Origin of the sequence: Cupriavidus sp. SHE (genome assembly GCF_000812445.1) — a bacterium.
GTDB classification, from domain to species: domain Bacteria; phylum Pseudomonadota; class Gammaproteobacteria; order Burkholderiales; family Burkholderiaceae; genus Cupriavidus; species Cupriavidus metallidurans.
Genome location: NZ_JWMB01000023.1, coordinates 119,804 through 143,058 on the forward strand (window position 1 = coordinate 119,804; position 23,255 = coordinate 143,058).

The window sequence follows — 23,255 nt, forward strand, 5'->3', positions numbered from 1 at the left end:
TCGTCCGTTATTCAATCGCTCGCTTGCCGGCGCGGATCATTTCCACGCCGTTACCTTCGTTCTGGGGATCGCGTCGTGCGGTGGCCACCATCCCCGGGAGTCCCGCTGGAAGCACGGCAGGCCGCATCGCTGGCGCGGGCGTTTGGGGCCCGCGCGGTTCGCCCACCAGTCCCGCTAGGCTCACGCCCGCCACAGCCTTGTCCACCGGCGCGCGCTGGGCTTCGGGTGGCACGCCCGCGCGGGCCTGCAGCACCCCCGGCGGGTCCGCGAACATGCCGTCGCTGGGCATCGCCTCGTCAGTCGGATTGCGTAGCGCGAGCATCAGGCGGCCAGCCTGCTGCGCCATGACCAGCGTGCCAACCTGCTCCAGCGGCACCGACAGCACCGCCGTTTTCGCGCCTTCGCGGCGTGCCATCATCTGCTCGCCCTGCTGCTTCGGCGCTTCATTCACCGCACCGTTGCCATACGCCAGCACCCGCAGGCGCGACAACAACATCCGCGTCTGGCTTTGTGGAATCTCCTGGCTATCGCGCCGCAGGACCACGAAGACGTCGACAAAGTCGCCAGGCTGTACCTGATTGCCGACGCCGATCACTTCGTCCACGGCCACCGCCATCGCGCGCTCGCCGTCCGGAATCTGACGCGCCAGCCCGGCCAGCAACTGGCTTTCAAGTACCGGCACGTTGGCGCCGAGGTTGACCAGTGGCACCTGGCCGGCAACACGTGCGACGTCCTGATAGGCGCCACCCGGATCGATCGGCAACTGCAGAACCTGGAGCGCGTCCGCCGGCAGCGGCTTGCCTGCCGGCACCGCGCGCGTGGTCACGACCACGGCGTGCGTGGCCACCACGCCCTGCGCGGGTGCCGGCGCGGCCGTGTGGCGTGCCGCCTGCAGCGCCAGCAATGCCAGCAGACCGGCCAGCACGAGCAGGACAATCGCCACGATCCGTATCTGTTTGCTGCTCATGCCAAGCCTTGTCTCGGGTTGCGTCGATGGATGAAATGCGGGCCGTCGTTCATGGGGATGTCAGATCTCGAGGCTCAGATGTCGGGAGATAGCTGGACCATCGCCGAACCAGTCAGCACAGCCGGCACCGGCACCATTGGCACCGATGGCAGGATCGATCGGGTTGGCAGGCTCAGCGTCACCTGCACGCACTGCGTGCCGGACGGGGACGCGCACGTCACGGGCTGGGCGACGTTCGCGGACGAGATCAGCGAGGACATCGACGTCGGCAGCATCGCGCGCGCGGTCTGCGCGGCGGCGGCAACGCGAAGATCAAGCGTGGAGGCGGTGGTGCCTCCGGTCGAGGTGAGCGGATAACGCAAGGCAGCCCGCGCGCCTTCTTCGGCCGCGAGCGTCAGCGCCTGCTGCAAGACGAACACCGTGCCGTAGTACGTGATACCCAGTACGAGCGTCAGGAACAACGGTGCAACGATGGCGAACTCGAGCGCCGCGATGCCTTTCGCGCGACGCCCGTCCGCTTTCCCCCTTAAGTGCATGCTTCACCCGGTATTTTCTGCACGCCAGCATGCCGGCGCCACGGGGCCACAGGACCGGTACCGGCATGATTGCCGGCACCGGCCGCGGCCGTTCTTCTCGTGCTGCATTGCGCGACTTGGCACCACTCCTGCTACTTTTTCCCCAGCCGTCCATGTACGACCCGCGGCCAGTGCGGCGCTACCACTTCATCCTCGTTAGAGGCCAGGCACCGAACCGCGCCGTCAGGGCGCAAGCGTCCCGCCGCGGCCAGCATTCAGGCTGGCACGGTATATACGTGCGATTCGGTAAGTCGGGTTCCGCTGGTCAACCGGCCAGCGGCGGCAATGGCGTTATTGCGTCAGGGACCAACCGCGGCGAACCACGTTGTTACCTTGGTAGCAAGATTTGAGAAACCGGTGCCGAGATTTTGACCGAGGTTGGTAACCCCGGCGACGATGGCTACGGCGATCAGACCCGCGATCAGGCCGTATTCGATGGCAGTCGCTCCGCGTTGCGCTTTGCGAAAGAGGGACGCTTTTACTTGACGCATGATCTCACTCCCGATGAGAAAATTTTCCGTACACGGAACCCAGCGATACCCCGGTCCTGACGTGATGCCATCGATGATTTCTCCGTGGCATTTCTATTTTCCGATCACTGGTACAGCCTTTATAAGATATGGAATGTCTCATCCATACCCCCCATTTGGGCTAGATATGAATCAGCATAGAGTGGGACATACGTTTGAAACAACATTGCCCGATTTTCATACTTTGAGATGAGGAATCTCCAATTGTTGAACGAAGGGCAATAAAGCCGGCACCGCCGTGCCGCATCCTGCACGCCGACATGCAAGACGCGGCACGGCGCGCAATAAAAGGATGCGCCGCGCGGGGTAAAGACGACAGCGCACCGTAAAGATGTCGACCGGTTGTCAGGGAAAGTCCTGAACCCATCTCGCCGAATTAGAGGACTTTCCCGATTCGTTGCGCGATCAGCGTTGCGTCAGTCCGCCGAGCAGGTTCGTGACTGGCGCGAGCGGATTCTGGCTGCCGCCGCCGGACGCCGCGCCACCCGTCGCACCAGTCAATCCACCGGTCAATCCGCTGACCAGGCCCGTCACGGGAGCCAGCGGATTCGCGCCCGCCGCACCACCAGCCCCACCCGCTGCACCCGCCACGCTGCCTACAACGGGCAGGTTGCTGATCGGAAGGCTACCCAGCAGGCCGCTGACCGGATTGGCGCTCGCGGAGCCAGGCGCGCTGGCCACATTGGCAACCGGCAAGCTGTTGATCGGCAGGCTGCTGAGCAGGCTGCCCAGCGCATTGGTGCCCGCGCCACTACCCGTGCCGTGCAGCAGACCGCCTGCCACCGCGACGGTCTTGCCGGTCTCGGTCACCACGCCGCCAAGCGGAGAGACGATCGGCGTATTGGTGTTGGTGATCATGCTGCCGGCACTGGCCACCGTGTTGCCCACGGTCACAAGCAGGTTGTTGACCGGCGCGCCCAGACCGGTTGCGCCACCGACGGTCTGCGTGGCATTGGTGAGTTGCGTGGTCAGCGGCACGATGACCTTGCTGGTGCTACCCGTCAGTTCCGCCACGGCGCCTGTCGACAAGGCCGTGCCGAGCTGATTGCCGGCGCCCATCACGGCGCTGCCCACGCTCTGCACCACGCCGCCGACAGGCGTGGTAACTGGCGCGAGTGGGGCAAGCTGGCCGGTGCCCACGGCTTGCACCAGGTCTCCCGCGCTGACCACTGTCTTGCCAGTCTGCGTCACGACGTTGCCGGTGTTGGCCACGGTGACACCAACCGGATTATCGACAGCACCCATCTTTCCGAGCCCATTGGCAACGCCGGCGCCGAGCGTGGCAACCGTTGCCCCGGCATTTATCACCACATCGCCGGTGGCGTTCTTTGCGCCGGTGGGTACCAGCGGAACGTTCGTGTCCTTGATCTGCTGGCCGATCTGGCTCACCGCGTTGCCGGCCGCCGTCACCGTATTGCCAGTGCCTTCCACCACCTTGGCAGTCGGCGTCGTCGAGGCGGTGGGTGTGGGGGTCGGCGTCGGGGTCGGTCCTGCCGGCGTGGACGGCGATGGGCTTGCGCCGCTGCCCGAACCGCCCGACGAACAGCCGGCCAGCAGGGCGAGCGCGGCAGCGCAAGCCAGTGCCACGACATTCGTGGAATAACGGGGACGCTGCAATTGGCTCGTGGTCTTCATGTTTTGATCTCCTCTGGTGGACGTGTGCGATCGCAACTCGCGCGCTTTGGCAGGGCCTGTTGCGCAAGCCGTGTGCCAGGGTCAATCGCATGTTCGATACGAACACTGGAAAACCACGGTGCGCTGCCCGGAACCCGTTACGCGGTGCGGCTTTCCGGCGCAACGACGCGCACGATTTCCACGTCAGGAGAGACGTCGCACCACGCCATCGGCGCGTTACGAAAGCGCCGCGCGTTACGTAACGCGTAACGCCTCGCCCACTTCCCACAACCACCGTCCGCTTGATGCGGGCGTTTGATCGGCCACCCGCAAACCCTTGTCAGACGTGCGTTTGCGGGCAGCACCCCTACTTGCGTTGGGCTCCGGTCCACTCGTGGTCCTCGATTGGCACACCGCTTGCGGATACATCCGCAGCCACGGCACGCCGCACATCTCGACTCTCGACCAACGAGCGTGCACGTGAACTTCGACGGGTAAGAGAAAAGACAAAAGGGGAACAGGTCATGCGCCAACAACAAGATTTCAAGAAGCGGATCGTCATCACGGCAGTACTGGGGGCACTGTTCGCGCTGGGCGGCTGCGCCAGCGGCAGCGGTTCCACTTCGATGGGGACCAGCGGCTCGGGCGGAACGGGTGGTACCGCGGGCACGTCGGCGGGCACTGGTAGCAACGGCACCAATGGCGGCGCGGGTGGGTCTGGCAGCACCGGTGGTACCGGCGGCACTGGTGGTTCCGGCACGGACCTGGGCAGCAACGGCACAGGTGGAAACGGCAGCAACAACGGTGGTGGCAACAACAACAACAACAACGGCGGTGGCACCACCGCCGCGCTGACGCCGACCAGCGCGATCGTCAGCAACGCGGGCTCGGTCGCAGACGGCGCCGGCAAGACGGTCAGTGGTCTCGGCGACGCCATCAGCAACGCGAACGTGCCGGGCCTGCCATCGCAGACGCAGGCCGGTCTGGGTGGCGTGGTGACATCGGTTGGCAGTGCCGTCAGCACGCTTGCCAACGGCGTGCAGTCCGGCCTCGGCAACATCCCCAACGCCACCAACCCTGTGGGCACGACCGTGGCCAGCACCGGTGGCGTGGTGAGCCAGCTCGGCAATGCGGTAACGAATGCGGGCAGCGCGGTCAGCGGCCTTGGCAGCGGACCGCTCGCGCCGCTGGCCGCGCTGACCACGCCGCTCGGGGGCGTGGTGTCGCAGGTGGGCGGCACCGTCAGCAACGTTGGCACCCAGCTCGGCACGGCGCTGTCGACCGGTCCCGTCGAGCAACTGACCGGCGGCGTCAGCAAGATCATCGTGCCGCTCACGTCGACGCTGACCAACGGCACGCAGACGCTGGGCGCGGCGACGGGTCTGGGCCAACCGGTCAACAACCTGCTGGCGACGGTGGGCGGCGCGCTGGCTGTAGCGGGCACCACGCTGACCAACACCAATACGCCTGTCGTCTCGGGTGTGGGTGGCGTGGTTACCGGTGTGGGCAATACAGTGGCTTCGGTTGGCGGCGTCGTGAACGGACCTGCGGGCGGCGGCGTCACCAATCCACTGGCACCCGTTACCGGGCTCGTCAGCGGCCTCACCGGCGGTCTGAGCGGCGCGACGGGGGGCAACGCCGGCCCGCTGGCACCTGTGACGGGTCTCGTCAGCGGTGTGACCGGCGGACTGACCAGCGCGGCCGGCGGCGGCGCCAGCCCGCTCGCGCCCGTTACCGGTCTCGTCAGCGGCGTGACTGGCGGACTGACCAGCGCAGCCGGTGGCGGCACCAGCCCGCTCGCGCCCGTTACCGGTCTCGTCAGCGGCGTGACCAGCGGACTGTCCGGCGCGGCGGGTGGCGGCAGCAGCCCGCTGGCGCCGGTGACGGGCCTGGTCAGCGGCGTCACCGGTGGACTGACCGGCGGCAATAGCGCCGGCACCACGGCCAGCCCGCTGGCCCCGGTCACCGGCATCGTTGCCGGCCTCACTGGTGGCAACGCGCCCGCCAGCACCAGTGGCACGACGACGGGCGGCACCAAGCCCGCCAATCCGCTGGCACCCGTCACGGGCCTCGTCGGCGGACTGGTCAGTGGCCTGACCGGCGCGCTGGGTGGCACCAAGCACTGACCTCCGCAGCAACCGAATCAAGCGAATCAACCAAATCAACTGAAGCAAAAGCGTCGCGGCCACAGATGGGCGGCAGGGAGAGCGGCATCCCTACCGTCCGTGGCACGCGGCGTCATAGCCGCAAAGCTGTCTTGATCAAGGGGTATTACCATGCGTACACGCAAGCGTGTTGCCGCATTGCTGATTGGCATCGGCGCCATTCATAGCGGCCTGTCTCATGCCGAACGGAGCCCGGTCCAGGGCGACCCGACCCAGACTCTCCCGACCATCGCGCCGAGCAAGCCAGCGCAGAGCAATGTCACCGTGCAGGTGGAACGGCCCGATGCGGCCATGCAGAATCTGCTCGCCTCGCGCCTGACGCCAAAGCATTTCAAGATCGAAGGCGCGAAAACGCTGCCGTTCGAACAGATCGCCGCCAAGTTCTCGCCGCTGGCTAACCGCGAGATCAGCGTGGCCGAACTGCTGCAGGCCGCGGAATCTGTCACTCAGATGTACAAGGACGCGGGATACCCGCTGTCGTTCGCGTTTGTGCCCGCGCAGTCGTTCGAGAACGGCGACGTGCTGATCACCGTGGTGGAAGGCTACGTGGCCAACGTCACGGTCCGCGGCAAGCCTGGCCCAGCCGAGGGCCGCCTGCGCAAGATCGCGCAGCAACTGATGCGCGAGCGCCCGCTACGGCAGGAAAGCTTCGAGCACTACGTCAACGTGCTGTCGCAGCAGCCGGGCATGCAGATCAACGCCACAGTGCAGCCGCCCACCACCACCGATGGCGCATGCGAGATGGTGCTCGAGGCCAAGCGCAAGCCGTTCACGTTCGGCACCGGTGTGGAGTGGATGTCGCCGGGTCTGCGCGCCATCGCCACGGCCACTACCAACAGCCTCACGCCGCTCGGCGAGCAGCTCTCGTTCACGACGCTTTTCCCGAAGGGCCACAACGACGAGGAGTACTACGCGCTCAACTACGCCCAGCCGATCGGCACCGAGGGCATGCTGGCCAAGGTGACGGCGTCGCACTATCGCGGCGTGCCCGAGAACACGTCACTGGCGCCCATTGGCTTCGAATCGCGCTATGTCAACGACTCCAAGCGTCTCGGCGGCACGTTGAGCTACCCCGTGATCCTCAACAACCGCCATGCGCTCACGCTGACCGGCGGCTTCTATGCGAACAACCAGTTCGAGCGCTACACGCAGGCGGTGCAGCCGGGCGCGGGCCGGCAGATCGAGTTGTCGACCGATGTGCGCGTGGCCAGCGCGGAGGCGTCGTACCTGCAGCGCGGCCAGGGTTTCACGCGCAACGCCACGCTGGGCTTCTACAAGGGCTTCGACGGGCTCGGGGCAAGCCGCCAGAACAACATCAACGACCTGAGCTTCTTCCGCACCCGGTTGCTCGTGTCGCAGGCCAACGACCTGCCCTACGGATTTGGCACATCGGTTTCCGCGGCAGGCCAGTACAGCGGCAACCGGCTGGCATCGAGCGAGCAGATCAGCTTCGGCGGCCGCTTCTTCGGCCTGGGCTATCCCGCCGGCGAAGTGGCTGGAGACAAGGGCTGGGGGGCCTCCGCCGAGATCAACCGGATGTTCGCGGTGGACTACACCTACCTGAAGACGCTGCAGCCGTTCATCGTCACCGACTACGCGCGCGTGTTCTCCAACAGCGTGTCGCTGTCGCACCGGACGCTGCAATCGGTCGCCATCGGCCTGCGGTTCTCCGACCGTCGCTACTACACGATGGATATCTCGGTGGCGCAGCCTGTGGGCGACAAGCCGACCAACGCGAGCCATCGTTCGCCGCGATTCAACCTGCTCTGGTCGTACCAGTTCGACTGACGGGCGGCCGGCGCGGCGGAACAGGGGCCTGCGCCATGCCGCCGGCCCCGTTCAGTTCACGCGGAACCCGATCTTGAGCGTCACCTGAAAGTGCGCGACCTTGCCATCCTGCACATGGCCGCGCGTTTCCACGACCTCGAACCAGTCGATGTTCTTGATGGACTCCGAGGCCTTTGCCAGCGCATTGCGAATGGCGGCATCGCTGCCGTCCGCCGACGACCCGACGATCTCGACCAGCTTGTAGGTGTGGTTGGACATGATCCGTCTCCTGTTGTGCATGGGTGAGTGTGACTGTGACCCGGCAAATGCTGCGCGGCTTCATGCGCGGCACGCGTCATATCCTTTCATGATAGGCACGCGCCTGCACTCTCCCCAAATCCCGTCTGGCCTGTCCGGCATCAGGATCAGCCAAACACTGACATTCCCGGCGTGCGTACGGGTATGTACTTGAGACGAGTAACCTCGGATGCGCGACGGGCCACCAGCTCGGCCCCGGAGTGCGAAAGTTCCACACGTGTCTCCATCATCGTCATCGCATCCGCTTTACCTGGCAGGAGGAAGCGATGAGAACAGAACAGATTGCCATGCGCCAGCGCGCGCGCAACTTGTGCGCGGTTGGCGTCGCTGTGATGTCACTGGGTGCCGCCATGGCGGCGCGTGCGGACATCACGAGTTCGACGTCAGGGCCGATCACCTATGTCTGCGGCGGGGTTGCCGCGGACGAGCAGGCCGAAATGCGCAGCGAGGCCCGCAACTACGACATGGGTCTGCTGTTCACACAAGGCGGACGGGGCGAGTACCTGTCCGACGTGAACGTCAAGTTGATGAGAAACGGCAAGGAAGTGGCCGAGTTCCGGTCCACCGGACCGCGCTGCCTGATCCGTGGGCCGCGTGCGTCCTATCAGGTGGTGGCGACCTATGAAGGCATGTCGAAGCACGCCACGTTGAGTCCGGGCGAGAAGAACGTCCAGATGCGCTGGTAAGCCACACGGGCACATATGAGGCCCGGCTGTCGCCCGGCCAATGCCGGCATCCGTCCCCCGGATGCCGGTTTTTTTGCGCGGACCCGTACCCATGTAGCGCGTGGTCCGCTGCACGATTGCCTTACCGGTGGCAAACTTGCGCCCTGGTTCCCCACCCTCTGAACACTTCACCCCGGAGTTTCCGACCATGACCACCAATAGCCGCTGGATTCGTATCGATACCCCCGATGGCAGCTTCGACGCCTACCTGAGCCTGCCGCCAGCAGGCAAGCAGCCGGGCAACCCGGGCATCGTGCTGATCCAGGAGATCTTCGGCGTCAACGAGCACATCCGCTCCGTAGCGGACCAGTACGCCGCCGACGGCTACGTGGTGCTGGCGCCGGACGTGTTCTGGCGCACGGCGCCGCGCGTGGAACTTGGCTACTCGGGCAAGGACTGGGAAGAGGCCATGAAGCTGCGCCAGGCCGTGAACCTGGAGGAAGCCGTATCCGACATCGGTGCGACGGCCAAGGCGCTGCGCGCGGAAATCGGCGCCGGCGGCAAGGTGGCGGCAGTGGGTTACTGCTTTGGCGGGCTGCTGTCGTACATGGCGGCCGCGCGCGGCATGGTCGATGCGGCGGTGCCGTACTACGGCGGCGGTATCCAGAACAACCTCAAGGAAGCCGAAGCGCTCAACGTCCCGGTGCAGTTCCACTATGGCGCGCTCGACGCCCACATCAAGCCCGAGGACGTCGAACGTGTGCGTCAGGCCGTGGCAGGCAAGCGCGGTGTCGAGGTCTTCGTCTATGACCAGGCCGACCACGGTTTCAACTGCTGGGCGCGTGGTTCGTACCACCAGCGCTCGGCGGCGCTCGCGCATGGCCGCGCGCTGACGTTCCTGACCAACGCGCTGTCCTGACGCTTCAATGCAGCCGCCGTTCCGCTGCGCAGTACGTCCTCGACGGTTTCAACGGCTGCAGCGGACGCGGCGCGCTCAATACGGCATCGCCACGCCGTTCTGAATCTTGACGCGATCGCCCGTGCGCAGGTTGTACGGGCTGTTCTGCGTCACGGTCACGTAGGCGTTGTCGTTAGTGCGCACGCGCACGCGGAAAGCCGCCGGCGTGGTGCTGGAGCGCTTTTCCACTTCATTGCCGGCCAGCGCGCCGGCCACCGCGCCACCGATCGTTGCGACGGTATTCCCGCGGCCGCCGCCCACCTGGTGACCCAGCAGACCACCCACCACACCGCCGATCACGGCGCCGGCACCGCTCGTGTCGGCCGGCTGGCCGGCCAGTTGCTCGATCGACTCCACCCATCCATAACGCACGGCGTACTGGTCGTTGTAGCCGTTGTTATAGCCGCTGTCGTAGTTGCCACCCTGCGGCGCGGAAGGCTGCGACGGGTAGGCGTACTGGTCATAGGTCTGTTGTTGTGGGTAGGTCTGCTGCTGGGGATAGCCTTGCTGCTGAGGATATCCCTGCTGTTGAGGGTAGCCTTGCTGCTGCGGATAGGTGGGGTAGCTACCGCTGACCTGCGTGCCGCTGCCACCATAGCCAGCGTTGCCATACGTGGCGCCACCGTAAGCGGTGCTGCCGTAGGAGCCGGAAGAGCCGTAGGAGCCGCCATAGCCCGACCCGTAGCCATCGCCATAGCCGCCATATGGCGCGGCGCAGCCAGCCAGGGCGCTCGCGGCGAGCGCGGCCAACACAACCGGACGGAACGGGAAAGACATGATGAAGGCTCCTGCGTCGATGCGCGTATTGGTATTGCGCGGGAGTCTAGTGCCGCCGTCCGGCCGCAGGTGTCACCGGAGATTGTGATGGGTAACCGCCTGTAACCGCGTCATCGCCTTATCGCGTTATCGCGTCATCGCCTCCAGGCGGGAGGTTGATCAGATGCGCTCGGCGCCGTCGTCGTTGAACGCCGTGATACGCGCCACGCGGAACGTGTTGCGCAGTGATTCCAGTTCCGTGCGATGTAGTGCCGCCAGGCGGTTCAGGCAACGCTCGCCCTTGGCCAGCAGATGAATCTGCACGACGCGGCGATCGTCGGGATTGATCTTGCGGCTGACCAGTCCGGCGGCCTCGCACCGGTTGACCAGCGCCACCACGCCATGCTGCTTGGCCTGCAGGCGCTCGGCCAGTTCGCCCACCGAGGCCCAGTTCTTGTCCGGGCATCCGCGGATATGCAGCATCAGCAGGTACTGCTGGACGGTCACGCCTTCGGCGCGCGCGGCCTCCTCCGAGAAACGCAGGAAGCGGCGCAACTGGTAACGAAAATCGGAGAGTGCTTCGAAGTCCTGCTTGTGCAGCACGGCGGTTTCTTCGGAGGCCCTGGCTTGGGCAGACTTGCGTGGCATGGATGTCGGATCAGCGAGAGCGTTGGTGGACCGGCCGCCCATTATAGGAGGTGCGCCCGCAGGCGCCGCCGTGCGCTGGCGCGCATTGCCCGGCAATCCCGCCCGTACTTCGACGCTTTGGGTCCCGGCGCGGTATGGCAGAATCTGTGCGGTTGCCGACACCCTATAACCGCAAAACGGAAATCCGCCCGATGTTCACGGAAATCATCCTGTTCCTGCTCGATACTGTTTTCACGCTCTTTGGCATGGCATTGCTGCTGCGCCTGTGGATGCAACTGTCCCGGCTGCCTTCGCGCAATCCTGTGTCCCAGGGCGTGTTCCAGGTGACGGACTGGATCGTCCGCCCCCTGCGCCGCATCATTCCTGGCCTGGGTGGCATCGACTGGGCCACCGTCTTCGCGGCCTATCTGACCGCCGTGGCGTTCCTGCTCTGCCGCGCGCTGGTGCTCGGTGCCGATCCGCTCGGATTCCTGCCGGTGATCCTGGCGCTGGGCGTACTCAGCATGCTCAAGTGGGGCATCAGCATGGTGATGTGGGTGACGCTGCTGATGGCGGTACTGTCGTGGGTGAATCCCAACTCGCCGCTGGCCGCGCCGATCTGGCACCTGACTGCTCCGCTGCTGCGCCCGATCCAGCGCGTGGTGCCGCGCCTGGGTGGCTTTGACATCTCTCCGCTGATCCTGTTCGTGATCGCCCAGATCCTGCTGATGGTGATCGCCAACGTCAGCCGCGGAGTGGCTTGAACGTCATTTACAAAGCGGTGGCGCACCCGATGGCGCAAGTGTCCGGGGCGCCACGCTACCACAGACAGGGATCATAGGGAAAACCCTTATTGTCCAAATCGTTGGACAGTCTGTCGAGGATTCTCCCTTTTTCCTGTGCGTGCTGAAGCCTACATTACAGGCACCGCGGAACCCACCGCGATCACTGCCAAAAATAGTAGGAAAGCACAACCATGAAGACCCTCGCACTCTCCCTGCTTTGCGCCATCGGCCTGTCTGTCGGCGCCACCGCCGCTCAAGCATCGGAGTTCAATTCGGATCTGGCCCGCCTGGACGGAAGCATCGCCCGCAAGGTCGACCCGTACCTGGATGGCGCCCGTGGCGTCACCGAAAAGCGTGACGTGTACACGGAAGGCGCGCGCAGCGTGACCGAAAAGCGCGACGTCTACACCGAAGGCGCGCGTGGCGTGACCGAAAAGCGCGACGTCTACAGCGAAGGCGCCTGAGCCTCGCCTGCCTGATCCAGGCAAGTCAGACGGGGCGCTCCCCCTGCCCCGTCAGCAGTACACAGCGCAAGTTACTGCCCGAGATCATCGAGATCGGCCCCCATCATCGATTCAATCGCTTCCATGAATGCGCGCACCTTGCGCGGCTGCAAGCGACGGTCGGGCAGTAACGCAAAGACCCTCAGCGGTGGCAACGGCCAGTCGGGCATCATCCGCACCAGCCTGCCCTGCGCAATCTCCGCCTCCGCTGTTGCCATCGGCACACGCGCGATCCCGATTCCAGCCAGCGCTGCCTGCATGCGCAACTCGGCGTTATAGGTCTGCATTCGCGGACGAATCGGCACGGAGATACGTTCCCCATCCCGCGAGAACTCCCACACCGAGACGCCAGGCGTGGCCAACGTCGGCATGTGCGACAGATCTTCCGGCTGCATCTGCGCCGGCAGGCTGGCCGCCAGCGACGGTGCCGCCACGAGGCCCCTTTCTATATGCCAGATGCGTCGGGCGATGGTGCCTGAATCCGGCAGGTCGGTATCGACCGTGACGAAGGCGATGTCGAAACCTTCGCGGATCGGATCGACCAGGCCCTGGGAGATCTCCACGGTGATGTCGAGCGCGGGGTGCGCCGCCAGTGTCCGGCAGATCACACCGCCGAGTTGCTGGGCGCCGAACTCATAAGGCGTCGCGATGCGCAACATCCCCTGCACGCGCTCCTCGCGAGCCAGGGTCTCCTGCCGGATCTCGCGCAGTCGCGCGAACAGCGGCGCGACGTCACGATAGACCGCGCCGCCAGCGTCGGTCAGCCGCATGCGTCGCGTGGTGCGCTCCAGCAGCTTGGCGCCGATGGCTGTTTCCAGTCGGGCCACTGCCGCCGAGACGCGCGACTTCGGGCAATCGAGTGCCGCGGCTGCCGCCGTGAATGTGCCCTGCTCGATCACGCAGCAGAATGCCTCCCAATCGTTCCACTGAATTGTTTCGTTCACCGGACCCTGTTTCCTTTGCTGACCCTTGTTGTCCCGACTATCTGTCCACCATTGTGCGGACGCACATTATGCGATAGACAGATATGTCTCGTCAGCGTGCCCGGATACCCCGGTACCGGCCGCAAATGCGTCAGACTGGCAAAGCCGGCGCATTTCCTCTACCCTTTCGGCCTTTCCGAGCCAATTCCGGCGCATCGACGCCGATGTTCCGATCGATGGCGAACCCAGCCGATACCGCAACGTCCCGCGCGCCCGTAGCCGGCGCCACCGAAAAGCCAAGCGACAGCTACGTGCAGTCCTTCGCACGCGGCCTGTCGGTGATTCGCGCCTTCAATGCCAGCCACCCCGCGCAAACGCTGACCGAGATCGCCCAGGCCAGTGGCCTGACGCGCGCCGGCGCGCGACGCATCCTGCTCACGCTGGTGGGGCTCGGCTATGTGCAGAACGACGGCCGGCTGTTCCGGCTCACGCCAAAGATCCTCGATCTCGGCTTCGCCTATCTGACGTCAATGCCGTTCTGGAATCTGGCCGAGCCGATCATGGAGGCGCTGTCGCAGTCGGTCCATGAAAGCTGCTCGATCTCGGTGCTGGACGGGACGGAAATCGTCTATGTGCTGCGCGTGCCCGCACGCAAGATCATGACGATCAACCTGTCGATCGGCAGCCGCCTGCCGGCCTACTGTTCGTCGATGGGACGCGTGCTGCTGTCGGGACTGGATCAGGAAGAACTCGATCGCGTGCTGCACGCGTCGGACCTGCGGCCGCGCACGCGCCGCACCGTGACCGATATCGGCGAATTGAAGACGCTGATTGGCGAGATTCGCGAGCGCGGCTGGGCGCAGAACGACCAGGAGTTGGAGGAAGGGCTGGTTTCGCTGTCCGCCCCGATCCGGAATCGCGGCGGTCAGGTCATCGCCGCGATCAACATCAGCGGCCAGGCCAATCGCACGAGCGCGCAGGAGATGGTGGAGCGCTTCCTGCCGCCGCTGCTGGAAGCGGCGGGCAAGATTTCGGCGATGGTGGGGCTGCGTACCTGAGGGCCAGGGCGCCCGCCCCCCGCGGTTACCAGGAAACCGCGATATCGCCCTTCACGAAGGTCTGGCAAGCCATGCGATAGCCAGCGCGCAGATCGTCGTCGCTGAGATGCTTGCGCTCTTTCGGCTTGACCGCGTCGGTGTGTTCCAGCCCGCGTTCGATGCGGCACTTGCAGGTGCCGCAGATCCCCCCTCCGCACTTGAACGGAATGCCGCCCTGCTCGCGCAGGGACACGCGCAGCAGATTGCTGTTCTCCGGCGCGTTGACGGTCTTTTCGCCGTTGGTCACGAACGTGATTTCGATCGTCCGGGGCTTGGGCGGGGTATCGGTATCGGGCACGGCGGCGCCGGCGTCGATGTCGCCGATGTCAGTCTGGGCCTGCATCATTGCTTCCTTAGGGAAAGGTCCATGCTGCCGAAGTGCGCCAGCGATTGCAGCGCGGTGCGGGCAGCGTCGAGCGTGTCGAAGCGCTCGAGGAATTTCGTCGGCACGTGATTGACGACCTCGGCGGATTTGTCCGCCTCGTCGATGACACGCACCTTCAACGGGTGTTGGGTATCGGATAGCTCGGCAATCACGAACGTGGCGGTGCAGCGCCCGTAGAACAGGTACTCCCACGTCTCCACGGGGTCCACGCCGGGCACGGCCTCGGTGCGGAACTGGCCCGGTTTGCTGGTCAGGATCACGTACATGGCTTGGTTCATCCGCTGGTTCCCTCGGTCATTGCTCGCTCATGCCAACCTTCAGGCAGCCAGTTCTTCCTGCTCGAGCTCGATGTCGTGCGTGAGCCAGATCTGGCAGGTCAGCCTGAAGCCCTGATCGAGCCGGTCACCGAGCTGCTTCTTCTCCTTCCAGTTCGGCGGCGGCAGATGCTCCGCGCCGGACAGCACGCGGCACGCGCATTTCGAGCACTTGCCCATGCCGCATTCGTAGCGCAGGTTCGGATATGGAAACTGCTTGATGCCCGCGCGCACCACGAGGTTGGTTTCTGGCTTGACCTCGTCCACGAAGACCTGGCCGTTCTTGTGAAAGACAACTTTCGGCATAGCTCTGCTTTCCGCAATCAGTGAATGGGCAATTGGGATGTCCGCCACGCGCTCAATGCCAGATCAGCATCGCGCAGATGGTGGAGACGAACAGGCCGGCCAGCACTGGCAGCAGCAGCGCCCGCACGGCATCCAGTACCGGCACGCGCGCAAATCCGGCCACGGCAATCAGGGACGACCAGGCGATCAGCGTGCCGCCACCGGTCCAGACCGCACCCATCTGGCCGACGGCCGCCAGCGTGGCCGAGTCGAAGCCGACCACGGGACCAAGCGCGCCGGCCAGCGTGCCGGTCAGCGGCAGTCCGGCAAAGCCCGATCCGTCGATGCCGGTGATCATGCCGACCAGAAGCACCCCGAACGCCACCAGCACGTGGTTGTCGGGAATCATGTGCTGGTAGGCCTGGATCAGTTCGAACAGCAGGCTCGGCGCGCGGCCAGTGTCGACGCCGAGAATCTGCGCAGCGGTCTCGCCCGCGCCAACGAAGAAGAAACCCGCGATCGGCAGCACCGAGCCCATTGCCTTGAACGCGAAGACGAAGCCATCGGTGATGTGCTCCGGGCACGTGTCGAGCATCTTGCGCGGGCCTTCGGCGGCCAGCGTCGCCAGCATCATCAGCACTGCAGCCACGCCACCCACCAGCGCAGCGGCCGCACCGCCCTTGAGATCGACCATGCCCGAGGAAATCTTCGGCAGCACCATCAGCGTCACAACGCAGGCAAAGGCCAGCGGCGTCAGCACGGCGAAGAACTTCGACCACTTCACGCGGCGCTGGGCCACCATCGCCAGGCTGCGTTCGATATTGGCGTCGGTGTCCAGCGGCTCCTCGTGCGAGGTGCCGCGTGCGATCTCGGCCTTGTCAAAGGTGCCGGTGGCTTCCACTGCGGTGTCCACACCGGTGGCGCGCGCCTGCCAGCGGTCGAGCAACGCGCCGCTGGCGGGAACGATATGACGGCGCATCGACAGGTAGGCCAGCGTGAGCGCGATGCCGCCCGTGATGATCGACAGGATCAGCGCGCGATCCGCCACCACCGCCGCGCTGACCGCCGCGCCAGCCGCCTTGGCGCTGATGCCAGGCGCCACGCCAATCACGTAGTCCGATGACAGCGCCATGCCCTGACCGGCGATCGCAATGGCCATGGCCCCCGCCAGCGGCGGCAGCCCGGCGGCAATCGCGGCCGGCAGCAGGATGGCGGAAACCAGCGGGACGGCCGGCGTCGGCCAGAAAAACAGCGAGATCACGTAGGTAATGCCCGCCAGGATGAAATAGGCGCTGTGGCCGTTCTTCATCACCACGCGGAACGGCTCGACCATCCGGACATCGGATCGCAATGACTTCAGCGCGTTGAGCAGCGCCGTCATGAAGGCAATCACCAGGAAGATATTGAACAGTTCCTTCGCCGCGACCAGGCTCGCGGAAAAGATGCCGCCCAGTGCCGTGACCGGACTGCCGGTGATGGCCAGTATCACGAGGAACGTGCCGACGATCGACGGCACCACGACGTTGGCACGCATGATCATGGTCAGCACGATCACGGCCACGCCTAGCAAATACACCCAATGTGCCAGGCCGATCTCTACGGTTTGATGCATGAGGCTCCCCTGCTATGGAGGCCCTTGTGGGGGCGGATATGAATTTCTGTTTTCACTACGAGTTGTATACTATATTCCGCATATCCTCTGACACAAGCAGAAATTACCACGCCTAGGGAAATCCCCAAAAAAGGGGCTGACTTCCGCTCCAGCGCACGGAATATGCGCATTTGGCACCAGTTCGGCGCCTGCGAATTTCGTGAAAAGGGGCTAGCGCTTTTTGAAGCATTGTGTAGACTGTATACCGAAATACAAACAAGACGCCCCTATGCTCCATATCACCGACACCCTGATCGATCGCCATGTCACGGCCACCGATGCGCAGGCCGCGATGCTCGACGCCTTCCGCAGCTTTGGCCGCGGGCAGGCCGCCATGCAGGAACGCATCCGCACGGAGGCCGGCGGTGTGAAGCTTTCGACGCTGGGCGCGGTAATCCCGGATCAGCAGGTAGCCGGCGCCAAGGTTTACACAACGATCGCCGGTCAGTTCTCCTTTGTCATCCTGCTGTTTTCGACGGTTGACGGACGCCCGCTGGCTTCGTTCGACGCTGGCGCCATCACGCGGCTGCGCACTGCGGCCTGCACCGTGCTGGCCGCAAAGCGGTTGGCGCGCCCCGATGCGCAAACCCTGGCGTTGTTCGGCGCGGGCACACAGGGCGTGCAGCACGCATTGCAACTGTCGGCCGCACTGCCGCTCCAGCGCATCCTGATCTGTGATCCGTATGCCGATGCGGAAGCCGCCACGCGCCTGTCTGCCCAATGCGGCGTTTCCGTGTCATTTGCGCAGGCCGAGGAAGCGGCCGCTGCGGCAGACATCATCGTCACGGCGTCGCGCTCGACCACGCCGCTGTTCCCTGGCGCCATCGTCAAGCCGGGCACGTTCATCGCGGCGATCGGTTCGAGCCTGCCGCACACACGCGAGCTGGACGATGTGGCGCTGTCGCGCGCGTCCGCAGTGGTGGTCGAATGGCGCCCGCAGTCGTTGCGGGAGGCCGGCGACCTGGTGCTCGCCGACAAGGCGGTGCTGCCGGACGAGAAGATCTTGGAACTGGCCGATGTACTGCTCGACACCGCGCCCACGCGCAAGCATGCCGACGACATCCTGATCTACAAGTCGGTCGGCGTGGGACTTGAGGATGTCGCGCTGGCCGGTATTGCCTATCAACGCATCACCGCCGCCCAAGCCGCGGCTGCCTGAACCCATTCCGATAAACCTGCCGCCGTGCGCGGCATTTTTGTCGGCTTAGCGAAAGTGTAGGAAGTATACAAACCCGAAAACGCCGCGACACCGCTCAGCGAGCCGTGGTGACCAACCCCAACCGACCTCGTCAAAACAGGAGCCCCAACATGGCCGAACTGATGAACCGTGAAGAATTCCGCACCGCGCTCGAGAACGCGATCAAGGGCAAGAGCGCTAACCAGGCCCCCTTCAGCAAGGCCTGGGCCAGCGGCGAACTGAGCCGCGAGCATCTGGCGCGCTGGGCAGAGAACCACTATCACTACGTCGGCCCGTTCGCGGACTACCTGGGCTACATCTACGCCCGCACGCCCGATCACATGACCGAGGCCAAGGACTTCCTGCTGGCCAATATGTACGAGGAAGAGATCGGCGGCGACCGCCATACCGATCTGCTGATCCGCTTTGCCGAGGCCTGCGGCACCACGCGCGAACGTGTGGTGAGCCCGGACAACATGTCGCCGACCACGCGCGGCCTGCAAAGCTGGTGCTACGCCGTGGCCATGCGCGAAGACCCGGTGGTGGCCGTGGCTGGCCTGGTGGTGGGCCTGGAATCGCAAGTGCCGTCGATCTATCGCAAGCAAACGCCGACGCTGCGCGAGAAGTATGGCTTCACGGACGAGGAAGTCGAGTTCTTCGACCTCCACATCGTGTCCGACGAGATCCACGGTGAGCGCGGCTACCAGATCGTGCTGGAGCACGCCAACACGCCCGAGCTGCAGCAACGCTGCCTGAAGATCTGCGAAATCGGCGCCCAGATGCGCCTGCTGTACACGACGGCGCTCTATTACGACTACGTCGACACCAAGGCACAAGCCGCAGCCTGAGTTGCGCAAGCAGTACGCCCCGGACGCGCGCGAGCCGCGTCCGGTGTCCCGATCCCAGTTCAAGGCCCCCGCAAGATGACCGAGACGTACCGCAACTACATCGATGGCGAATGGTGCGACAGCGCCAGCGGCCGTACCGTCGATAACGTCAACCCTGCCGACACGCGCGACATCGTCAGCCGCCACGCCGCGTCCGACGCGCGCGACGCCGCCGCTGCAGTGGCCGCTGCCGCAGCCGCGTTCGACGGGTGGAAAAAGACCCCGATCGGCAAGCGCGCGAAGATCCTCAACGATGCCGCCGCGCATCTGGAAGCCAACGCCGACGCCATCGCCGCCGAACTGACCCGCGAGGAAGGCAAGGCGCTGAACCTGGCGCGCGACGAGGTCATGCGCTCTGCGCAGACCCTGCGCTTCTACGCCGTGGAGGGCCAGACGTTCAGCGGCGAAAGCTATCCGAACGATGATCCCGACATGCTCGTCTACAGCCTGCGCGAACCGCTGGGTGTGGTGACGGTGATCTCGCCCTGGAACTTCCCCGTGTCGATCCCGGCGCGCAAGATCGCGCCCGCGCTGATCACGGGCAACACCGTGGTGTTCAAACCCTCGTCCGACGCACCGCTGTCGGGCTACCGGCTGGCCGAAGCATTCGTCCGCGCCGGCATTCCGAAAGGCGTGCTGAACTTCCTGACCGGCAGCGCCGCCGAAGTGGGCCCGACCATTGTGGAATCGCGCGAGGTCCGCGCGGTCTCGTTCACCGGATCGACATCCGCCGGCGAGCAGATTCACAAGTCCGTGCCGATGACCACGCGCACGCAGATGGAACTCGGCGGCAAGAATCCGCTGATCGTCATGGAAGACGCCGATCTCGATCGCGCGGTGGACCTGGCAGTCAAGGGCGGCCTGTCGCTGTCGGGCCAGGCGTGCACGGGCACCAGCCGCATCCTGGTGATGCGCGACGTGAAGCAGGCATTCACCGAGAAGCTGGTGGCCAAGGTCAAGGCGCTGAAGATTGGCAGCGGCATGACGGCCGGGATGGACCTCGGCCCGCTGGCCACGCGCAAGCAACTGGAAACGGTGCTGAGCTACATCGCCATCGGCAAGCAGGAAGCGACCTTGCTGTGTGGTGGTGAACAGCTGTCCGACGGCGATTTCGCGCACGGCTACTACGTTGCGCCGACCGTGTTCACCGACGTGACCCAGTCGATGCGCATTGCCCGCGAGGAAATCTTCGGGCCGGTGCTGGCGATCATCGAAGTCGAAAGTTACGCGGACGCCATCGCCCAGGCGAACGACACCGAGTACGGTCTGTCCGCCGCCATCGCCACGCGCAATCCGCGCTACATGCACGACTTCACGCGCGATATCGAATCAGGCACGGTCAAGATCAACCGCACCACCACGGGCAACCTGGTCAACGCGCCATTTGGCGGTCTCAAGCGCTCGAGCACCTCGACGTTCCGCGAATCGGGGCGCGCTGGCCTCGAGTTTTATACGCAGATCAAGACCGTCTACCAAGGCATCTGAGAAGGCACCTGAAGGATTACGAACATGAAGAAAGCCATCAAGCTCGAGTTGAAGGAAGCCCGCCACATGGTGGCCGCGGCCATTCGCAAGGCCGAGGAAATCGGCGTGCTGGAATCCATCTGCATCGTCGACGACGGCGGCTACCCACTGCTGCTCGAACGCATGGACGGCGCCCGCATCACCGGACCGCAGATCGCCTGGAACAAGGCCTTCACGGCCGCCGGCCACAAGCGTTCGACCCACCTGTTCAACACGCCGCCCAACGGCCCCGCGCTGCCCGGCAATGAGGCCTTCGGCATCCAGTGGAGCTTCGACGGCAAGTTTGCCGTGTTCGTCGGCGGCTACCCGATCGTGGTCAATGGCGAGGTGATCGGCGGCGTGGGCCTGTCCGGCGGTAACGGCGAGCAAGACACCGCGTGCGGCGTGGCCGCGCTCGAAGCGTTGCGCGACCTGCTGGCGGCGGAAGACCTGACCGTGCTGGCCCAGGCCGATATCAAGAAGTAACCAGGGAAGGAGTCGTCATGTCCTATCGGGTCGAGATTGCGGAAACGCAGCAGGTTTTCATGGTGGCGCCCGGCGAGTCCGTGCTCGATGCCGCCCTGCGCTGCGGCGTCAGCCTGGCGCACGAATGCACCTTCGGCGGCTGTGGCACGTGCCGCGTGCGCGTGGTCGACGGTGCCGTGACCTATGAAGAATTCCCGATGGGACTGACGGAGGAAGAGGACGCGGCCGGCTTCGCGCTGGCCTGCCAGGCCCGGCCCGCCGGCGACCTCGTCATCAGCACCGCGCGCGCGGCGGAACCCGCGATTCCGGTGCGACGTACCACCGCGACGGTGCAGGCCATCACCTCGCTCGGACCCGATGTGCTGCATCTGCGGCTCGCGTTGTCCGACGACGAGGCGTTCGCGTTCGAACCGGGCCAGTACATGAAGATCCTGCTCGAGGACGGCAGCCATCGCAGCTTCTCGATGGCATCGGCCCCGAACGGAAACACGGTGGACTTCCACGTGCGGCAGATCGCGGGCGGACGCTTCACCACGGGCCAGCTTCCGCAACTGCGGCCGGGCGACAAGCTCGACGTCGAAGTCCCGCACGGCAGCTTCAGCCTGCGCAAGGAAGACTACCGGCCGCTGCTGATGGTGGCCACCGGCACCGGGCTCGCGCCGATCAAGAGCATGCTCGAGGCACTGATGGATGATCCCGACTGTCCTCCCGTATGGCTCTACTGGGGGATGCGCTCGGCAGCGGATCTCTATCTCCATGACGAGATTGCCCGATGGGGCGAGCGGCTCTACGATTTCCAGTACGTGCCGGTGCTGTCACGCGCGGACGATGCGTGGCAGGGTCGGCGTGGCTATGTGCACGACGCGGTGGCGGCCGATATCGGCGACTTGTCCGAACACGCGATCTATCTGTGCGGCTCTCCGAACATGATCCACGACGCCAAACAGACATTCATGGTGCTGGGCGCGCAGGCGCCATTCATCTATTCCGACGGATTCACGTTCCAGCACGCGCCGGGCTGACGCCGGCGCGAGAACGCGCATCTCAATGTCTACCCTATGTCTGCACTCAGGGGGTGACGGTATACAATAGCGGCATTCACGCCGTGGCCCAGCGCAGCGGCGTCCACCGAATTCCGACGGCCGATCCCGACCATGAACGACGCCACTGCCAGTGCCTACAGCCAGATTCCGGATGCCCCGGCTGCCAGCCTTGGTGCCCAGCATTCCCCGCTTTTCGCGCTTGTCACCGATACGCTGCGCCAGCGCATTCTGGGCGGCCAGTACGAACCCGGCGAGCGGCTGGTGGAAAACACGCTGTCGCTGGAACTGGGGGTGTCGCGCATTCCGGTGCGCGAGGCACTGCGCGCGCTGGCGGCCGAAGGTCTGGTGCACATCGAGCCACGCCGTGGCGCCTCGGTGGCGCGGCTGTCACCCAATATCGCCCGCGAGATGGTGGAGGTGCGCGCCACGCTGGAAGGCCTCAATGCCAAGCTGGCCGCCCAGCGCCGCGACCCGGCATTGATCCAGGAACTCGAAAAGGTGTTGAAGGAAGGCAATGACGCTGTCGACAGCGGTCAGACGCAGCGCTTTGTCGAGTTGAATTCGCGCTTCCACGAGGTACTGGGCACCATTGCCGCAAACAGCGTGCTGCAGGAAATGATGCGATCGCTGCGCGAACGCACGGCGCTGCTGTTCGCCCCGGCGAATCTGACCCGCGCGCGCACCAACTGGGACGAACACGCGCAAATCCTTCAGGCAGTGATTGCCGGCGACGCCGACCTGGCATCCCTGCTGGCCACGCGGCATGTCTACAGCGCGGCCAAGGCCGTCGAGGCCATGAATCCCGACCCGACCACGGCATCCACGTCCGCGGACGCCAACAAGGCGGCCTGACGCTCTCCCCCTCCTGCTTTTCGGCTTCTTCGGCCTCTTTCGCTTCTTCCCGAGTTACCCAATCCGTGGACCGGTCCGGTGCATCTCGCACCGGTGCCGGGCTGTCCGGCATTCCCATCGTGGCAAGCAATACCATGGTGCGCACCACGAAATGGCGCACTGCACCAATTTTGTGTATACTGTAGTCTGATGTTAACCACAATTGGGAATGACCATCATGCAATACCCGGATGCTTCGTATTTCGACCGTCCGGTGGGCGAGCAGCTCTTGAGCCACTTCGCACGCCGTGACGCCGTTCGGCACACCACGCCGTTGCTGCCGTTCCGATTCGCTGACGTGCTGGCGCTGTTCCGCGGCACGAACGCCCACCGCAAGACCGTCTGAGCGCACCGCGCACCCAAATAAAAACCGCCCCTCGGGG

26 protein-coding genes are annotated in these 23,255 nt (G+C 65.0%); 14 read left to right on the plus strand and 12 right to left on the minus strand.

Going from position 1 to position 23,255, the window contains the following annotated elements; translation table 11 throughout:
• Window positions 1–7 precede the first annotated feature (7 nt).
• From cpaB to RN01_RS13410, 4 genes are all read right to left on the minus strand, one after another.
• Entirely contained in the window at window positions 8–967 is a 960-nt protein-coding gene (gene cpaB / locus RN01_RS13395) for a Flp pilus assembly protein CpaB (protein WP_017512583.1), read from the minus strand.
• A 74-nt stretch (window positions 968–1,041) separates the two neighbouring features.
• Window positions 1,042–1,503 carry a TadE family protein gene (locus tag RN01_RS13400; RefSeq protein ID WP_011518179.1) on the minus strand — a complete coding sequence of 154 codons (462 nt, stop codon included), beginning with the start codon at window positions 1,501–1,503 and terminating at the stop codon, window positions 1,042–1,044.
• A gap of 338 nt (window positions 1,504–1,841) precedes the next feature.
• On the minus strand, window positions 1,842–2,033 hold the full coding sequence (locus RN01_RS13405) for a Flp family type IVb pilin (protein ID WP_011518178.1): 192 nt from the start codon (window positions 2,031–2,033) through the stop codon (window positions 1,842–1,844).
• 444 nt (window positions 2,034–2,477) lie between these two features.
• Window positions 2,478–3,707, minus strand: a complete 1,230-nt coding sequence (locus tag RN01_RS13410; RefSeq protein WP_017512582.1) for a collagen-like triple helix repeat-containing protein — start codon at window positions 3,705–3,707, stop codon at window positions 2,478–2,480.
• A 503-nt stretch (window positions 3,708–4,210) separates the two neighbouring features.
• Here RN01_RS13410 and RN01_RS13415 point away from each other — a divergent pair.
• Together RN01_RS13415 and RN01_RS13420 are read left to right on the plus strand one after the other, a co-directional pair.
• Window positions 4,211–5,812, plus strand: a complete 1,602-nt coding sequence (locus RN01_RS13415; protein WP_024569348.1) for a collagen-like triple helix repeat-containing protein — start codon at window positions 4,211–4,213, stop codon at window positions 5,810–5,812.
• Window positions 5,813–5,962: 150 nt separating this feature from the next.
• Window positions 5,963–7,639 carry a ShlB/FhaC/HecB family hemolysin secretion/activation protein gene (locus RN01_RS13420; protein WP_017510835.1) on the plus strand — a complete coding sequence of 559 codons (1,677 nt, stop codon included), beginning with the start codon at window positions 5,963–5,965 and terminating at the stop codon, window positions 7,637–7,639.
• 51 nt (window positions 7,640–7,690) lie between these two features.
• Here the strand turns inward: RN01_RS13420 and RN01_RS13425 are convergent, their stop codons facing one another.
• Window positions 7,691–7,897, minus strand: coding sequence for a dodecin (locus tag RN01_RS13425; RefSeq protein WP_008646861.1), 207 nt, complete (start codon window positions 7,895–7,897; stop codon window positions 7,691–7,693).
• Between the two features lie 305 nt (window positions 7,898–8,202).
• Between RN01_RS13425 and RN01_RS13430 the strand changes: the two genes are divergently transcribed.
• Both RN01_RS13430 and RN01_RS13435 read left to right on the plus strand, forming a co-directional pair.
• On the plus strand, window positions 8,203–8,622 hold the full coding sequence (locus RN01_RS13430) for a hypothetical protein (protein WP_008646863.1): 420 nt from the start codon (window positions 8,203–8,205) through the stop codon (window positions 8,620–8,622).
• Between the two features lie 187 nt (window positions 8,623–8,809).
• On the plus strand, window positions 8,810–9,520 hold the full coding sequence (locus tag RN01_RS13435; protein WP_008646864.1) for a dienelactone hydrolase family protein: 711 nt from the start codon (window positions 8,810–8,812) through the stop codon (window positions 9,518–9,520).
• Window positions 9,521–9,595: 75 nt separating this feature from the next.
• Here the strand turns inward: RN01_RS13435 and RN01_RS13440 are convergent, their stop codons facing one another.
• The gene (locus RN01_RS13440; protein ID WP_017510834.1) at window positions 9,596–10,336 is read right to left on the minus strand and encodes a glycine zipper 2TM domain-containing protein; all 741 of its coding nucleotides are present in this window, start codon (window positions 10,334–10,336) and stop codon (window positions 9,596–9,598) included.
• 159 nt (window positions 10,337–10,495) lie between these two features.
• Window positions 10,496–10,963: a MarR family winged helix-turn-helix transcriptional regulator gene (locus tag RN01_RS13445; RefSeq protein ID WP_024569350.1), complete on the minus strand. Its 468-nt coding sequence runs from the start codon at window positions 10,961–10,963 to the stop codon at window positions 10,496–10,498.
• Between the two features lie 191 nt (window positions 10,964–11,154).
• Between RN01_RS13445 and RN01_RS13450 the strand changes: the two genes are divergently transcribed.
• Window positions 11,155–11,706 (plus strand): YggT family protein, encoded by a 552-nt coding sequence (locus RN01_RS13450; RefSeq protein ID WP_008646869.1) that lies wholly within the window; start codon window positions 11,155–11,157, stop codon window positions 11,704–11,706.
• Between the two features lie 212 nt (window positions 11,707–11,918).
• On the plus strand, window positions 11,919–12,191 hold the full coding sequence (locus RN01_RS13455) for a hypothetical protein (RefSeq protein ID WP_017510832.1): 273 nt from the start codon (window positions 11,919–11,921) through the stop codon (window positions 12,189–12,191).
• A gap of 71 nt (window positions 12,192–12,262) precedes the next feature.
• Here RN01_RS13455 and RN01_RS13460 read toward each other — a convergent pair whose 3' ends face one another.
• The gene (locus RN01_RS13460; RefSeq protein WP_017510831.1) at window positions 12,263–13,174 is read right to left on the minus strand and encodes a LysR family transcriptional regulator; all 912 of its coding nucleotides are present in this window, start codon (window positions 13,172–13,174) and stop codon (window positions 12,263–12,265) included.
• A gap of 215 nt (window positions 13,175–13,389) precedes the next feature.
• Here RN01_RS13460 and RN01_RS13465 point away from each other — a divergent pair, with 215 nt between their 5' ends.
• Window positions 13,390–14,211 (plus strand): IclR family transcriptional regulator, encoded by an 822-nt coding sequence (locus RN01_RS13465; RefSeq protein ID WP_024569351.1) that lies wholly within the window; start codon window positions 13,390–13,392, stop codon window positions 14,209–14,211.
• Between the two features lie 25 nt (window positions 14,212–14,236).
• Here RN01_RS13465 and RN01_RS13470 read toward each other — a convergent pair whose 3' ends face one another.
• The 4 genes from RN01_RS13470 to RN01_RS13485 all read right to left on the minus strand — a co-directional run bounded on the left by RN01_RS13470 (window position 14,237) and on the right by RN01_RS13485 (window position 16,846).
• Entirely contained in the window at window positions 14,237–14,512 is a 276-nt protein-coding gene (locus RN01_RS13470) for a 2Fe-2S iron-sulfur cluster-binding protein (RefSeq protein ID WP_029310185.1), read from the minus strand.
• Window positions 14,513–14,592: 80 nt separating this feature from the next.
• A complete protein-coding gene (locus tag RN01_RS13475) occupies window positions 14,593–14,913 on the minus strand; it encodes a hypothetical protein (RefSeq protein ID WP_008646877.1) in 321 nt (106 codons plus the stop codon).
• Between the two features lie 39 nt (window positions 14,914–14,952).
• On the minus strand, window positions 14,953–15,255 hold the full coding sequence (locus tag RN01_RS13480) for a 2Fe-2S iron-sulfur cluster-binding protein (protein WP_008646885.1): 303 nt from the start codon (window positions 15,253–15,255) through the stop codon (window positions 14,953–14,955).
• Between the two features lie 52 nt (window positions 15,256–15,307).
• Window positions 15,308–16,846: a hypothetical protein gene (locus RN01_RS13485; protein WP_011518164.1), complete on the minus strand. Its 1,539-nt coding sequence runs from the start codon at window positions 16,844–16,846 to the stop codon at window positions 15,308–15,310.
• Window positions 16,847–17,114: 268 nt separating this feature from the next.
• Between RN01_RS13485 and RN01_RS13490 the strand changes: the two genes are divergently transcribed.
• From RN01_RS13490 to RN01_RS33900, 7 genes are all read left to right on the plus strand, one after another.
• The gene (locus tag RN01_RS13490; RefSeq protein ID WP_017510830.1) at window positions 17,115–18,044 is read left to right on the plus strand and encodes an ornithine cyclodeaminase family protein; all 930 of its coding nucleotides are present in this window, start codon (window positions 17,115–17,117) and stop codon (window positions 18,042–18,044) included.
• A gap of 149 nt (window positions 18,045–18,193) precedes the next feature.
• Window positions 18,194–18,910, plus strand: coding sequence for a TenA family transcriptional regulator (locus RN01_RS13495; RefSeq protein WP_008646888.1), 717 nt, complete (start codon window positions 18,194–18,196; stop codon window positions 18,908–18,910).
• Between the two features lie 75 nt (window positions 18,911–18,985).
• Window positions 18,986–20,434 (plus strand): aldehyde dehydrogenase family protein, encoded by a 1,449-nt coding sequence (locus RN01_RS13500; RefSeq protein ID WP_017510829.1) that lies wholly within the window; start codon window positions 18,986–18,988, stop codon window positions 20,432–20,434.
• A gap of 24 nt (window positions 20,435–20,458) precedes the next feature.
• On the plus strand, window positions 20,459–20,938 hold the full coding sequence (locus RN01_RS13505; RefSeq protein WP_008646896.1) for a heme-binding protein: 480 nt from the start codon (window positions 20,459–20,461) through the stop codon (window positions 20,936–20,938).
• Window positions 20,939–20,955: 17 nt separating this feature from the next.
• The gene (locus tag RN01_RS13510; protein WP_017510828.1) at window positions 20,956–21,960 is read left to right on the plus strand and encodes a 2Fe-2S iron-sulfur cluster-binding protein; all 1,005 of its coding nucleotides are present in this window, start codon (window positions 20,956–20,958) and stop codon (window positions 21,958–21,960) included.
• Between the two features lie 132 nt (window positions 21,961–22,092).
• Window positions 22,093–22,833 (plus strand): GntR family transcriptional regulator, encoded by a 741-nt coding sequence (locus RN01_RS13515; RefSeq protein WP_008646900.1) that lies wholly within the window; start codon window positions 22,093–22,095, stop codon window positions 22,831–22,833.
• A gap of 208 nt (window positions 22,834–23,041) precedes the next feature.
• Window positions 23,042–23,218 (plus strand): hypothetical protein, encoded by a 177-nt coding sequence (locus RN01_RS33900; RefSeq protein WP_155714380.1) that lies wholly within the window; start codon window positions 23,042–23,044, stop codon window positions 23,216–23,218.
• Window positions 23,219–23,255: the final 37 nt, after the last annotated feature.

Excerpts from the sequence above, each read along its gene's own strand:
- cpaB (WP_017512583.1), bottom strand. The coding sequence starts at position 967 with ATGAGCAGCAAACAGATACGGATCGTGGCGATTGTCCTGCTCGTGCTG.
- RN01_RS13400 (WP_011518179.1), bottom strand. The coding sequence starts at position 1,503 with ATGCACTTAAGGGGGAAAGCGGACGGGCGTCGCGCGAAAGGCATCGCG.
- RN01_RS13405 (WP_011518178.1), bottom strand. The coding sequence starts at position 2,033 with ATGCGTCAAGTAAAAGCGTCCCTCTTTCGCAAAGCGCAACGCGGAGCG.
- RN01_RS13410 (WP_017512582.1), bottom strand. The coding sequence starts at position 3,707 with ATGAAGACCACGAGCCAATTGCAGCGTCCCCGTTATTCCACGAATGTC.
- RN01_RS13415 (WP_024569348.1), top strand. The coding sequence starts at position 4,211 with ATGCGCCAACAACAAGATTTCAAGAAGCGGATCGTCATCACGGCAGTA.
- RN01_RS13420 (WP_017510835.1), top strand. The coding sequence starts at position 5,963 with ATGCGTACACGCAAGCGTGTTGCCGCATTGCTGATTGGCATCGGCGCC.
- RN01_RS13425 (WP_008646861.1), bottom strand. The coding sequence starts at position 7,897 with ATGTCCAACCACACCTACAAGCTGGTCGAGATCGTCGGGTCGTCGGCG.
- RN01_RS13430 (WP_008646863.1), top strand. The coding sequence starts at position 8,203 with ATGAGAACAGAACAGATTGCCATGCGCCAGCGCGCGCGCAACTTGTGC.
- RN01_RS13435 (WP_008646864.1), top strand. The coding sequence starts at position 8,810 with ATGACCACCAATAGCCGCTGGATTCGTATCGATACCCCCGATGGCAGC.
- RN01_RS13440 (WP_017510834.1), bottom strand. The coding sequence starts at position 10,336 with ATGTCTTTCCCGTTCCGTCCGGTTGTGTTGGCCGCGCTCGCCGCGAGC.
- RN01_RS13445 (WP_024569350.1), bottom strand. The coding sequence starts at position 10,963 with ATGCCACGCAAGTCTGCCCAAGCCAGGGCCTCCGAAGAAACCGCCGTG.
- RN01_RS13450 (WP_008646869.1), top strand. The coding sequence starts at position 11,155 with ATGTTCACGGAAATCATCCTGTTCCTGCTCGATACTGTTTTCACGCTC.
- RN01_RS13455 (WP_017510832.1), top strand. The coding sequence starts at position 11,919 with ATGAAGACCCTCGCACTCTCCCTGCTTTGCGCCATCGGCCTGTCTGTC.
- RN01_RS13465 (WP_024569351.1), top strand. The coding sequence starts at position 13,390 with ATGGCGAACCCAGCCGATACCGCAACGTCCCGCGCGCCCGTAGCCGGC.
- RN01_RS13475 (WP_008646877.1), bottom strand. The coding sequence starts at position 14,913 with ATGAACCAAGCCATGTACGTGATCCTGACCAGCAAACCGGGCCAGTTC.
- RN01_RS13480 (WP_008646885.1), bottom strand. The coding sequence starts at position 15,255 with ATGCCGAAAGTTGTCTTTCACAAGAACGGCCAGGTCTTCGTGGACGAG.
- RN01_RS13485 (WP_011518164.1), bottom strand. The coding sequence starts at position 16,846 with ATGCATCAAACCGTAGAGATCGGCCTGGCACATTGGGTGTATTTGCTA.
- RN01_RS13490 (WP_017510830.1), top strand. The coding sequence starts at position 17,115 with ATGCTCCATATCACCGACACCCTGATCGATCGCCATGTCACGGCCACC.
- RN01_RS13495 (WP_008646888.1), top strand. The coding sequence starts at position 18,194 with ATGGCCGAACTGATGAACCGTGAAGAATTCCGCACCGCGCTCGAGAAC.
- RN01_RS13500 (WP_017510829.1), top strand. The coding sequence starts at position 18,986 with ATGACCGAGACGTACCGCAACTACATCGATGGCGAATGGTGCGACAGC.
- RN01_RS13505 (WP_008646896.1), top strand. The coding sequence starts at position 20,459 with ATGAAGAAAGCCATCAAGCTCGAGTTGAAGGAAGCCCGCCACATGGTG.
- RN01_RS13510 (WP_017510828.1), top strand. The coding sequence starts at position 20,956 with ATGTCCTATCGGGTCGAGATTGCGGAAACGCAGCAGGTTTTCATGGTG.
- RN01_RS13515 (WP_008646900.1), top strand. The coding sequence starts at position 22,093 with ATGAACGACGCCACTGCCAGTGCCTACAGCCAGATTCCGGATGCCCCG.
- RN01_RS33900 (WP_155714380.1), top strand. The coding sequence starts at position 23,042 with ATGACCATCATGCAATACCCGGATGCTTCGTATTTCGACCGTCCGGTG.